We start from the raw sequence: 11,751 nt of genomic DNA on the forward strand, positions 1-11,751 counted from the left end.
AGCGCGTGCCTGATTACTTGGCAGCGGTCTTGCCGAAACGGTTGCGGAACTTCTCGACGCGACCGCCCATGTTGTCCACCGACTTTTGCGTGCCGGTGTAGAAGGGGTGCGATTCGCTCGTGGTGTCGAGCTTGTACAGGGGCAGCTCGCGGCCGTCGTCAGTCTTGCCCATTTCCTTGGTGCTTGCGCACGAACGGGTCACGAACTTGAAACCGTTCGACATGTCGACGAACAGGATTTCGCGGTAATTCGGGTGGATGCCTTCTTTTGCCATGGTGTTTCCTTTTGCGCTGTTGGAATCAATGCGCGGTCGATGCGAGAGCCACCAGCGTGCCAGCAATCTGGCGCGCCGCCCTGAGGCCTTTGACGTGAAGTGTGAGGGCCAAGGAAGCCGGGCGACGTGCCCAGCCGCACTTTTCGCGGAGCCCATGATTATCGCATACTGCCCCAATTGCGAGCAAACCGGGCCCTCCCATGACTTCTACACCCCTTCGCGCGGGCCTCGTCGGCTACGGTTTTGCCGGCCAGACCTTCCATGCACCGGTGCTTTCGGCCGTTCCGGGGCTCGAACTGGCCGCCGTGGCGAGTTCGCAGCCGCACAAGGTGCACGCCGACTGGCCGGGCGTGGCCGTGGTGCCCGATGTGGCGGCGCTGGTCGCCCGGGCGGACATCGACCTCGTGGTGGTCGCAACGCCTAACGCCCAGCACCATCCGGTCGCCAAGGCGGCGCTGGAGGCCGGCAAGCACGTGGTGGTCGACAAGCCGTTCACGCTCGATGTGGCCGAAGCGCGGGAGCTTGAGTTGTTGTCGAGGCGCAACAATCGCGTGCTCTCGGTCTACCAGAACCGGCGCTTTGACGCAGATTTCCTGACGCTCCAGCAGGTTCTGGCGTCTGGCGACCTGGGGCGCCCGGTGTACCTGGAGTCGCATTTCGACCGCTTCAGGCCCCAGGTGCGCGAGCGCTGGCGGGAGCAGCCTGTGCCGGGTTCGGGCTTGTGGGTGGACCTGGGCGCGCATCTGGTCGATCAGGCCGTGCAGCTCTTCGGCCGGCCCGACACGCTGCAGCTCGACACGGCTGCCTTGCGCGACGGTGCACTGGTCGAAGACTATTTCCACGCCGTGCTGCGCTACGAGCACGGCCCCCACGCGCCCCTGCGTGTGGTGCTGCACGCCACGACGCTCGCGGCCCATGCGGCGCCGCGCTACATCGTGCACGGCACACGGGGGAGCTACGTCAAGCACGGCGTCGATCCGCAGGAAGACGCGCTGCGTGCCGGCCAGCGACCGCCGGCCGAAGGGTGGGGCGCCGATCCGCTCGATGGCGAACTCACATTGATCGGCAACGACGGCGCGCCGCACTTTCGCGCGGTGCCGACGCAGGCTGGCAACTACGCCGACTACTACGCGGCGGTTCGCGATGCGATCCTCGGCAAGGGGCCGAATCCCGTGCCGCCCGAGCAGGCTGTCGCATTGATGGAGTTGCTCGACATCGGCCGCCAGAGCGCTGCCGAAGGCCGCGCGCTCCGCATCGAGCGTCCATGAAAAAAGCGCGTCGGCCCGTGGGGGCCGACGCGCTTTTGCGGGAGAGCCTGAAGCTCAGCCGCCGCGACGCATCATGTCGAAGAACTCGACATTGGTCTTGGTCGCCTTCATGTTCTTGAGCATCAGCTCCATCGACTCGATCTCGTCCATGTTGTACATGAGCTGACGCAGGATGCGCGTCTTCTGCAGGATCTCGGGGGCCAGCAGCAACTCTTCGCGGCGCGTGCCGCTGCGGCTGAGCTGGATCGACGGGAACACGCGCTTTTCGTACAGGCGGCGGTCCAGATGGATTTCGGAGTTGCCGGTGCCCTTGAACTCTTCGAAGATCACTTCGTCCATGCGGCTGCCGGTGTCGATCAGCGCGGTGCCGATGATGGTCAGCGAGCCGCCTTCTTCCACGTTGCGCGCGGCGCCCAGGAAGCGCTTGGGGCGCTGCAGTGCGTTGGAGTCGACACCGCCGGTCAGCACCTTGCCCGACGAGGGCACGACGTTGTTGTAGGCGCGGGCCAGACGCGTGATCGAGTCCAGCAGGATCACCACGTCCTTCTTGAGTTCGACCAGGCGCTTGGCGCGTTCGATCACCATTTCGGCGACGTGCACGTGGCGCGCTGCGGGCTCGTCGAAGGTCGAAGCAATGACTTCGCCCTTCACGGTGCGCTGCATTTCGGTCACTTCTTCAGGGCGCTCGTCCACGAGCAGCACCATCATGTGCACGTCGGGGTAGTTGGCGCTGATTGCGTGGGCGATGTGCTGCATCATCACCGTCTTGCCGCTCTTGGGCGGCGCCACGAGCAGGGCGCGCTGGCCTTTGCCGATGGGGGCGATGATGTCGATGATGCGGCCGGTGAGGTTCTCTTCGCCCTTGACGCCTTCGCGTTCCAGCTTCATCTGTTCCTTGGGGAACAGCGGCGTCAGGTTCTCGAACATCACCTTGTGCTTGTTGGCTTCGGGTGCGCCGTCGTTGACCTTGTCGAGCTTGGTCAGTGCGAAGTAGCGCTCGCCGTCCTTGGGCGTGCGCACTTCACCTTCGATCATGTCGCCGGTGTGCAGGTTGAAGCGCCGCACCTGGCTGGGCGAGATGTAGATGTCGTCGGTGCTGGCCGTGAAGCTGGTGTCGGGGCTGCGCAGGAAGCCGAAGCCGTCGGGCAGGATTTCGAGCACACCGTCGGCGAAGACCTGTTCGCCGGCCTTGGCGCGCTTCTTGATGATCGCGAACATCAGCTCTTGCTTGCGCATACGGCCGATGTTTTCGATTTCAAGCGCCTCAGCCTGCTTGAAGACTTCAGACACGTGGAGTGCCTTGAGTTCGTTTAAGTGCATGGAACGACCCCTGGAGGGGTAATCGAATCGGGAACGGGGGGAGGTTTGATGTGGGGCAAGAACTGCCTCACGAACCGGGGAACTCGAACCGGTTGCCTGATGAAAGGCCCGGTGAACTGCTGACGATTATGACAGGAAAATCGCCCCGGCCAACGCATTGCGCGCTGGCCGGATGAAATGCATCAGGCGAGTTGCTGGTCGATGAAGGCCGTGAGTTGCGCCTTGCTCATGGCGCCGACCTTGGTGGCGGCCAGTTGGCCGTCCTTGAACAGCATCAGCGTGGGGATGCCACGGATGCCGAACTTGGCGGGGATGTCGCGGTTTTCGTCGACGTTGAGCTTGGCGATCTGCAGCTTGCCTTCGTAGGTGGCCGAGACTTCGTCCAGGATGGGGGCGATCATCTTGCAGGGACCGCACCATTCGGCCCAGTAGTCGACCAGAACCGGCTGGCTGGACTTGAGCACGTCGGCCTCGAAGGAAGAATCGGAGATGTGTTTGATCAGTTCGCTGGCCATGTGATGTGTCCTTGTGCGCAGAGAGAGTTTCGGTGCAGCTAAAGTGCTGGTCATTGTGACAGAAACCAAGGGGTGACGTGCCACGCGGCCCGGCTATGGCGGCGATAGCCAAAGCCCTTTGTGGCCCTGCCGCCGACCCCCTCAACCCCCTCGATAGAACATGAACGAAGGCCACCCCGTCCAGGCCCTGTGGTGCGATCCCGCCGACGGCGTCGTCGCGCGGATCGTCCGCACGCTCGGCGAACGCCAGCTGCATGCGGCGCGCACCGTGGTGCTGGTGCCGTATGCGCAGCTGATGGCGGTCGCGCGCGGCATGTGGGCGCGCTGCGGCAGCCCGGGCTTCGTGCCGCGCTTCGAAACCACGCACAACTGGGCGCGCAGCGCGGGCGGCTTTCTGCCGTCCGGCTACGACATCGCCTTCGACATGGCGCGCGACCTGGTCACGGCCCAGGGCCTGCTCGCGCAATCGGGCTTCCAGTCCGAACGCTTCGCGCTTGCCGGGCGCGTGGTCGAGCTGGCCTACCAACTGGCGCCGTTGGCCGCTGCCGTGACGCCGGAGCAGCGCAGCAGCGACTGGGCACAGAGCGCGGCCAAGGTGGCCGAGGCAGGCAGTGAGTCGGAGTGGTTCCGCATCGAGAGTGCCTTGATCCGCGTCGCCGTGGCCTGGGTCGCGAACTCGGGCTATGCGACCGACGTGCTGCTGCGCGATGCGGCGCGCACCCAGGTCGATGCGCTGATCGTGCTCGAGGGCTTCCAGACCGACCCGCTGACGCAGGCGCTGTGCGCGCTGTGGGGCGACCGCGCCATCCGCATTCCGCTGCTGCCCGCCGACGCACCCCCGTCCGCTGCCCACGCCCACGTGGCACTCGACCCCGAAGACGAGGCCCAACTGGCTGCTGCCTGCGTGCTGCAGCACCTGGCCGAGGGCCGCGCGCCCGTCGCGCTCGTCGCCACCGACCGTGCGCTCACCCGCCGCATCAGTGCGCAGCTGAGCACCCAAGGCATCGTCACGCACGACGAAACTGGCTGGAAGCTTTCGACCACGCGCGCCGCCGCCACGCTGATGAGCGCACTGCGCGCCTGTGCATACGACGCCGCCACCGACCAGGTGCTCGAATGGCTCAAGAGCGGCGCCGAGGTCGATGTGCTCGCCGTCCAGTCGCTCGAAATGCGCCTGCGACGCGAAGGCGTGCGCGACTGGCAGGCGTGGTGCGCACTGATCGCGCGCAGCGAAAAGCCGCAGGACGAAGGCCTGCGCGCCTTCACCCTCACCATCGAAGCCCGTCGCGCCCCGATGGCGCGCGCGCGCTCCCTGGCCGACTGGCACCGCGCGCTGCGCGAGCTGTTGACGGTCGGCGAGCAGTGGGACGCGCTCACCGCCGACTTCGCAGGCGCCAAGGTCATCGGAGCCCTCTGGCTCGATGCCGACGCGCACGGTGAAGAAGACGAGTTCCCCGGCGGACGCCACAGCCTGGCCGAGTTCACGGCCTGGGCGCGCGACGTGCTCGAAGACGCCAGCTTCGTGCCGCCCGCCGGCGACGAGACCCCCAAGGTGTCCGTGCTGCCGATGAACCAGTTGCTGGGCCGCGTTTTCGGCGCGGTCGTCATTCCCGGCTGCGACGACCGCCGCATGCCCGCGTCGCCTGAGCCGCCCGGCAACTGGAGCGCGGCGCAGCGCCTCGACCTGGGCCTGGCGTCGCGCGACGTGCTGGAGGTCGCGCAGCGTGCAGCCTGGGCCATGGCCACGCGCAACCCGTGCTGCGACCTCGTCTGGCGCCATTCCGACGCCAGCGGCGAGCCCGTGCGGCCGAGTCCGCTTGTGCAGGCCCTGCAGCTCGCTCATGCACTGCAGCCGGGCGTTGATCCGCGCACGCCGCGCGATGTCGTCGTCACGCCGACCCTGCGGCCCACGCCTTCGGGCGCGCTGCTGCCGCTCACCAACGTGTCGACCAGCGTCTACGAAGACCTGCGCCGCTGCCCCTATCGCTTCTTCGCGCTGCGCCAGCTGGGCCTGCGCACTGCCGACGAGCTCGATGCGGAGGTCGACAAGCGCGACTTCGGCAACTGGCTGCACGCGGTGCTCGGCCAGTTCCACGAGACCTTGCGCGACGCACCGACCAACGATGCGCAGGCGCGCGCCGCGCTGCTTGCCGACACCGCGCGCGATGTCACGCGGACGCTCGGCTATTCCGACGCCGAGTTCCTGCCGTTCGCCGCCGCGTGGCCGGCGGTGCGCGACGGGTATCTCGAATGGCTCGCGAAGCATGAAGCGGGTGGGGCGGTCTTCGTCGAGGCCGAGCCCTGGAAAGAACAACCCCTGGGCACCTTGCGGCTGGTCGGCCGGCTCGACCGCGTAGACCGCACCGCCGACGGCCAGCCCTTCGTGATCGACTACAAGACCGAGACCGCCTCCGTCACCAAGGAGCGCGTGAAAGACCCGACCGAAGACACGCAGCTCGCCTTCTATGCAGCGCTGGTCGCCGATGACACCTTGCATGCGGCGTACGTCAACGTCGGCGAGAAGTCGTCCGGCACGCAGACCGTCGAGCAGCCGGCGGTGGTTGAGGCGCGCGACGCGCTGGTCGCCGGCATCATCGACGACTTCGCGCGCATCGCGCAGGGCGCGCCGTTGCCGCCGCTGGGCGAGGGCAGCGTCTGCGATTTCTGCGCCGCACGCGGCCTGTGCCGCAAGGATTTCTGGGAGGTCACGCCATGAACGGCGCTGCCTACGAACACAACGGCCGGCACGTCGCGCGCGAGGCCTTCTACACCGTCGCCTGCGATCCGCGGCGCTCGGTCGCGGTCGAGGCCTGCGCAGGCGCGGGCAAGACCTGGATGCTGGTGTCGCGCATCGTGCGCGCGCTGCTCGAAGAAGGCGAGTCGGCCTGCGAGCCGCACGAGATCCTGGCCATCACTTTCACCAAGAAAGCTGCCGGCGAAATGCGCGAGCGGCTCGACCAATGGCTCGCGCTGTTTGCCGAACTCGATCCTGCCGCTTCGCAACGCGAACTCGTGATGCGCGGCATGACGCCGGAGGCTGCGCAAGCGGCTGTGCCGCGCCTGCAGGGGCTTTATCGGCGGCTGCTCGAAGGCGGGCGGCCGGTGCAGTTCCGCACCTTCCATGCGTGGTTCGCGGGCCTGCTGCGCAACGCGCCGCTCGCCGTGCTGCGCGAACTGGGGCTGCCGGCGAACTACGAATTGCTCGAAGACGATGCCGAGGCGCGCACCCACACGTGGCGGCCGTTCTTCGAATCTGTGACCGGCGACGCGCGCGCGCTGGCCGACTACTACGCTGTCGTTGCCACGCACGGGCGCTCGCAGACGGCGAAGGCGCTGGGCGAGGCGCTGTCGAAGCGGGTCGAGTTCTCGCTGTCCGATCCAGAAAGTGCGGTGGCGCCTTTCGATGTGCTCTACCCGACCCTGCAGGGGCTGGAGGTGCCGACCGACGCGCTGCGCGGCGAGGCCGTGCGCCGTCGCTGGCTCGACCGCGCCGCCGCCCTCGGCCGCGAGGCCAATAAGACGCCGCAGAAAGCAGCCGAATCCATCATCGACGTGTTCGGCACGGGCGAGCCCGCGCCCGAGGCGCTGACCGACGCACTCGCCGTGCTGCGCAAGACCTTCTTCGTCGCCAGCGAAGACCGGCTCACCAAGAACCTGCAGAAATTCCCCGCCGCACAAGAGGCCGAAACCGAGCTGCAGCTGCTGTGCGCCGCGCAGGCCCAGCACGCGGCCTGGCTGTACCAGCAGCGCATGACGCGGCTCACGCGCCTGCTGATCACCGCCTTCGGCGAGGTCAAGCGCGCCCATGGCTGGGTCGACATGAACGACGTCGAGCAGGCCGCGCAGCTGCTGCTGGGCCAGTCGGCGCTGTCGGGCTGGGTGCAGGAGCGGCTCGACGCCCGCGTCGCGCACCTGCTGATCGACGAATTCCAGGACACCAACCCGCTGCAGTGGCAGGCGCTCTACGGCTGGCTCAGCGCCTACACCGGTGCGGGCGGCAGTGCGCCGCGCGTGTTCATCGTGGGCGACCCCAAGCAGAGCATCTACCGCTTCCGCCGCGCCGAGCCGCAGGTGTTCATTGCGGCCAAGAAGTTCGTGCGCGAAGGGCTGGGTGGTGAACTGCTCAACTGCGATCACACGCACCGCAACGCGCGCGCCGTGGTCGGCCTCGTCAACAGCGCGATGCTGGCTGCGCAGGCCGCCGGCGAGTTCGACGGCTACCGCGCCCACACCACCGAGCGCGGCGACGACGGCGAACTGCTGAAGCTGCCCGCCATCGACCGCGACGCAGTGGACACCGCCGCGGCCGCCGCGCCGGCTGACGACGGCATGCTGCACTGGCGCGACAGCCTCGTCACGCCGCGCGTGCTGCCCGAAGAACAGCTGCTGCAGAAGGAGTGCGAGCAGGCCGCACGCTGGGTCGCGCAACGCATCGCCGACGGCACGCCGCCGCGCCAGATCATGGTGCTGGCGCGCCGCCGCAGCCGGCTGTCGGCCATGCAGGACGCGCTGCGCCGCCGCCACATTCCCGTGCAGCAGCCCGAGAAGAACGACCTGAACGACGCGCCCGAAGTGCAGGACGTGGTCGCACTGCTCGACGCGCTGGTATCGCCCGCGCACGACCTGTCGCTGGCGCGCGCACTCAAGTCGCCGCTGTTCGGCATCGACGACGACACGCTGGTGCTGCTGGCCCGCTGCCAGCGCGAGACGCCGGTGGCCAGCTGGTTCTCGCTGATCCAGAAAGGCGAGGGCCTGCCGCCCGTGCTGATCGAGGCGGGCGTGCAACTGCGCCGCTGGCAGCGCTGGCTGATGGCGATGCCGCCGCACGATGCGCTGGACGCGATCTTTCGCGACGGCGACCTGCTCGCGAAGTTCGGTGCGGCGGTGCCGGCGGCCTTGCGCCAGAGAGCGCTGGCCAACCTGCGTGGGCTGGTCGCCGCCTCGCTCGACATCGACGGCGCGCGCTTCGCGACGCCGTATGCGCTGGTGCGGGCCTTGCGCGCGGGCGGCGTGCGCGCGCCCACCGTGGCCGCGCCCGAGGCCGTGCAACTGCTGACCGTGCACGGCGCCAAGGGCCTCGAAGCCGACACCGTGCTGATGCTCGACTGCGACGCGCCGCCGCCGCGCGCCCAGACCATGGGCGTGCTCGTCGAATGGAAGGGCAGCGACAGCGCGCCGACGCGCTTCGTGTTCCTGGCCAGCGAGAAGACGCCGCCGGCCTGCGCTGCCGCGCTGCTCGAAGAAGAGCAGCACGCGCGCCACCGCGAAGAGCTCAACGGCCTCTACGTGGCGACCACGCGGGCGCGCGAGCGGCTGGTGCTGTCGTCGGTGAAGCCCTCGCGCGCCAACGAGGGCAGCTGGTGGACGCGGCTGGAGCCGCTGTGCGAGCCGACCGAGGCCGACGAGCCGCTGGTCGAAGCGTCCGCTGCCACGGAGGCCGCATCGGCCACCTTCGCGATGAAGCGCCTGCCCGCGCCGCTCGTGGCTGCAACCGGTGCGGTGCCCGAAAAGAAAAAGGCGCAAGACGCCACGGTCGACGCGCGCGCCGCCGCGTTCGGCCAGGCCATGCACCGGCTGCTCGAATGGGCAGTGCCCGGCGAGGCGCTGCCACCGGCCCACGTGCGGGCGGCTGCGCGCGAGTTCATGCTCGATCCGCAGCAGGCGCGCGGCGCCGCGGCGCTGGCCCAGCGCATCCGCGCGGGCGCCGGAGCCTGGGTGTGGGACGATCGCAGCATCGACTGGCATGGCAACGAAGTCACGCTGGTCCACGAGGGCGATACCTTGCGCATCGATCGACTGGTGCGCGAACGCGCCACCGGCGCATGGTGGATCCTCGACTACAAATCGGCCGCGCGCCCCGAACGGGACGCGGCCCTGATCGCACAGATGCAGCGCTACCGCGCTGCCGTGCAACATGCCTACCCCGGTGCCACGGTGCGCGCCGCGTTCCTGACCGGGCAGGGCGAACTGGTGAATCTCGAATGACTGTTTCTTCTACCGTCGCCGTCATCGGCGGCGGACCTGCCGGCCTGATGGCGGCCGAAGTGCTGAGCGCGTCCGGCGCGCAGGTGCACGTGTACGACGCGATGCCCTCGGTGGGCCGCAAGTTTCTGCTGGCCGGCCGCGGCGGCCTCAACCTCACGCACTCCGAACCCTTCGACGTGTTCGTGACGCGCTTCGGCGAACGCCGTGCGCAGCTCGAGCCGCTGCTCGCGGCCTTCGGTCCGCAGCAGGCGCGCGAATGGGCGGCCGGGCTGGGCATCGAGACCTTCGTCGGCACATCGGGCCGCGTGTTTCCGACCGACATGAAGGCGGCGCCCTTGCTGCGCGCCTGGTTGCATCGCTTGCGCGCCGCGGGCGTGCAGTTCCATATGCGCCATCGCTGGGTGGGTGACGGGCCATTCGATGCGAACGCACTGCGCTTTGCGACGCCGGCAGGCGAAGTCACGGCCAAGGCCGATGCTGTGGTGCTGGCCCTGGGCGGCGCGAGCTGGGCGCGTCTGGGCTCCGACGGCGCGTGGGCACCGTGGCTGCAGGCACAAGGTGTGGCGGTCGCGCCGCTGCTGCCCGCCAATTGCGGCTTCGACGGCGCAGGCTGGAGCGAACATTTTTCAACCCGCTTCGCGGGGCAGCCCTTCAAGTCGGTCGCGATCGCTTTCACCGACAGCCAGGGGCGCCACTTTGCGCGCAAGGGCGAGTTCGTCGCGACGGCCACGGGCATCGAAGGCAGTCTGGTCTATGCGGCGTCGGGGTTGCTGCGTGACGAAATCGCTGCCCACGGCAGCGCGACGCTGCTGCTCGACCTGCTGCCCGACCGCAGCGCCGAGCAGGTGCTAGCTGCGGTGAAGCATCCGCGCGGCGCGCGCTCGTTGAGCAGCCACCTCAAGAGCCGCCTCGGCATTGAAGGCATCAAGGCCGGCGTGCTGCACGAAACGCTCAGCAAGGAAGCGATGCAGGACCCGGCGCAGCTCGCGGCCACGATCAAGGCGGTGCCGCTGAAACTGGTTGCGACGCGCCCGGTCGACGAGGCGATCAGCACGGCGGGTGGTGTGCGCTTCGACGCGCTCGATCCGGCGCTGATGGCGACGGCGCTGCCCGGCGTGTTCGCGGCAGGGGAAATGCTCGATTGGGAGGCGCCAACCGGCGGCTACCTGCTCACGGCGGCGATGGCCAGCGGGGCGGCCGCGGCGCGCGGCGCGATCCAGCGGCTGGGGCTGTAGCAGCAGGCGCTGCTCAGCGCTCGCAAGGCCAGAAGAACACCTGCTCGGGGTCGGCTGCATCGAGGTTGTCGATGTGGCCGCTTTCCCTGAACCCGGCTTCCTTCAGCAGCGACTGCATCGCCCCGTTGGAGCGGTTCGTGGAAGTGAAAAGCTTGGGGCGTTCGCAGATCGACTGGAAGTGATCGACGAGCTCCAGGCCGAGTCGTCGGCGGCGAAACTTCTCGCCGACCATCAGCATCTCGATGAAGCCGCAGTCGAAGAAGTGGTGGTGCAGCACGCCGTAGGCGGCGATGTTGCCATCCACCTCGATCACGTGGCAGAAGCGATCCTCGATCCAGCCTTTGATCTGCACGGCGCGGCGCGCATCGTGCGCGACCACGGTGTCGAGGCGCACCAGCGCTTCGAGGTCGCTGAGGCGGGCGGGCCGGATGTCCATGTTCATGGCGGGCTGCGCGAAGTTCTGGGAGGTTGAGGTGTCCGGGGTCGGTAACCTCTGGACACAGCGCGTGAGTTCTCTGGAAAGGAACTCACGGCTTCTTGATGTTAGGTTGACGAGCCTTACCGCCGCCCTCGAATCCCATATGGTCAATAAAATCAATGACTTACGGGTCGTGAGTTACGACTAGGTTCTACAGTTTGGTTGCACAGCCGCAGCCATCGTAGCAGGGGGCGTGCAAGGGAGCGGGGAGGGGCCGGTTTCGGTACTGAGATCATCTCGAAAGCGAGACCATTTGCAGTGTGTTGAGGGCGAGGACATTGCTGTTTCTCGCTTCAAAATCCACTCTATCACAGCGCTTTTCTAGGCGTGATTCTGCGTACAGCCGCCCGGTGTTTTTGAGGCGATTATTCGGTCTGTCACGTCAACTCGACGTACCCAAACTCTGTTGATTGCTGCCGAAAATTGACCCACTAAACGCAGTAATTTCCGTCTAAGACTGACCCACGTAAAACCCTACCCTGCTCATTTTTAAAGCAGGGGATCCTAGGAGTGATAGACGTGGCGACATTGAGTGTCATCAGACGCTGGGCCCTGCGCGAGCAGATGTCCATTCGCGAGATAGCCAGGCGTACAGGCCTGTCTCGCAACACCGTAAAGAAGTACCTGCGAGCCGGCGATGAAGAGCCGCGCTACGCCAAGCGGACGAGCTCAAGCA

9 protein-coding genes are annotated in these 11,751 nt (G+C 67.6%); 5 read left to right on the plus strand and 4 right to left on the minus strand.

Features of this window, described 5'->3' with window-relative positions; all coding sequences use genetic code 11:
• Nucleotides 1-13 precede the first annotated feature (13 nt).
• Nucleotides 14-274, minus strand: coding sequence for a type B 50S ribosomal protein L31 (locus CY658_RS11125; RefSeq protein ID WP_099789946.1), 261 nt, complete (start codon nt 272-274; stop codon nt 14-16).
• 200 nt (nt 275-474) lie between these two features.
• Between CY658_RS11125 and CY658_RS11130 the strand changes: the two genes are divergently transcribed.
• A complete protein-coding gene (locus CY658_RS11130) occupies nt 475-1,542 on the plus strand; it encodes an oxidoreductase (RefSeq protein WP_101490133.1) in 1,068 nt (355 codons plus the stop codon).
• A gap of 54 nt (nt 1,543-1,596) precedes the next feature.
• On the opposite strand, the gene rho is transcribed toward CY658_RS11130, so the two are convergent.
• Nucleotides 1,597-2,862: a transcription termination factor Rho gene (gene rho, locus CY658_RS11135; protein WP_056580151.1), complete on the minus strand. Its 1,266-nt coding sequence runs from the start codon at nt 2,860-2,862 to the stop codon at nt 1,597-1,599.
• A 182-nt stretch (nt 2,863-3,044) separates the two neighbouring features.
• Nucleotides 3,045-3,377, minus strand: a complete 333-nt coding sequence (trxA, locus tag CY658_RS11140; protein ID WP_042578306.1) for a thioredoxin TrxA — start codon at nt 3,375-3,377, stop codon at nt 3,045-3,047.
• A 160-nt stretch (nt 3,378-3,537) separates the two neighbouring features.
• Between trxA and CY658_RS11145 the strand changes: the two genes are divergently transcribed.
• From CY658_RS11145 to CY658_RS11155, 3 genes are read left to right on the plus strand one after another with little or no spacing between them, the layout of a single operon-like run.
• Nucleotides 3,538-6,093, plus strand: coding sequence for a PD-(D/E)XK nuclease family protein (locus CY658_RS11145; protein ID WP_101490134.1), 2,556 nt, complete (start codon nt 3,538-3,540; stop codon nt 6,091-6,093).
• Nucleotides 6,090-9,362, plus strand: a complete 3,273-nt coding sequence (locus CY658_RS11150; RefSeq protein ID WP_101490135.1) for a UvrD-helicase domain-containing protein — start codon at nt 6,090-6,092, stop codon at nt 9,360-9,362. Before CY658_RS11145 ends, CY658_RS11150 begins: the two co-directional genes overlap by 4 nt.
• Nucleotides 9,359-10,597, plus strand: coding sequence for a TIGR03862 family flavoprotein (locus CY658_RS11155; protein ID WP_101490136.1), 1,239 nt, complete (start codon nt 9,359-9,361; stop codon nt 10,595-10,597). The genes CY658_RS11150 and CY658_RS11155 overlap by 4 nt, the downstream gene beginning before the upstream one ends.
• Nucleotides 10,598-10,610: 13 nt before the next feature.
• Here the strand turns inward: CY658_RS11155 and CY658_RS11160 are convergent, their stop codons facing one another.
• Nucleotides 10,611-11,039, minus strand: a complete 429-nt coding sequence (locus CY658_RS11160) for a GNAT family N-acetyltransferase (protein WP_219589583.1) — start codon at nt 11,037-11,039, stop codon at nt 10,611-10,613.
• Between the two features lie 546 nt (nt 11,040-11,585).
• Between CY658_RS11160 and CY658_RS11170 the strand changes: the two genes are divergently transcribed.
• Nucleotides 11,586-11,751: helix-turn-helix domain-containing protein (locus CY658_RS11170; RefSeq protein WP_143713662.1), on the plus strand; the 166-nt coding region annotated here is incomplete at its 3' end.

It is taken from the genome of Variovorax sp. RO1 (assembly GCF_002849325.1).
GTDB lineage: Bacteria > Pseudomonadota > Gammaproteobacteria > Burkholderiales > Burkholderiaceae_C > Variovorax.

Bases quoted from the DNA above. Each gene is read 5' to 3' on its own strand.
- CY658_RS11125 (WP_099789946.1), bottom strand. From the start codon at position 274: ATGGCAAAAGAAGGCATCCACCCGAATTACCGCGAAATCCTGTTCGTC.
- CY658_RS11130 (WP_101490133.1), top strand. From the start codon at position 475: ATGACTTCTACACCCCTTCGCGCGGGCCTCGTCGGCTACGGTTTTGCC.
- rho (WP_056580151.1), bottom strand. From the start codon at position 2,862: ATGCACTTAAACGAACTCAAGGCACTCCACGTGTCTGAAGTCTTCAAG.
- trxA (WP_042578306.1), bottom strand. From the start codon at position 3,377: ATGGCCAGCGAACTGATCAAACACATCTCCGATTCTTCCTTCGAGGCC.
- CY658_RS11145 (WP_101490134.1), top strand. From the start codon at position 3,538: ATGAACGAAGGCCACCCCGTCCAGGCCCTGTGGTGCGATCCCGCCGAC.
- CY658_RS11150 (WP_101490135.1), top strand. From the start codon at position 6,090: ATGAACGGCGCTGCCTACGAACACAACGGCCGGCACGTCGCGCGCGAG.
- CY658_RS11155 (WP_101490136.1), top strand. From the start codon at position 9,359: ATGACTGTTTCTTCTACCGTCGCCGTCATCGGCGGCGGACCTGCCGGC.
- CY658_RS11160 (WP_219589583.1), bottom strand. From the start codon at position 11,039: ATGAACATGGACATCCGGCCCGCCCGCCTCAGCGACCTCGAAGCGCTG.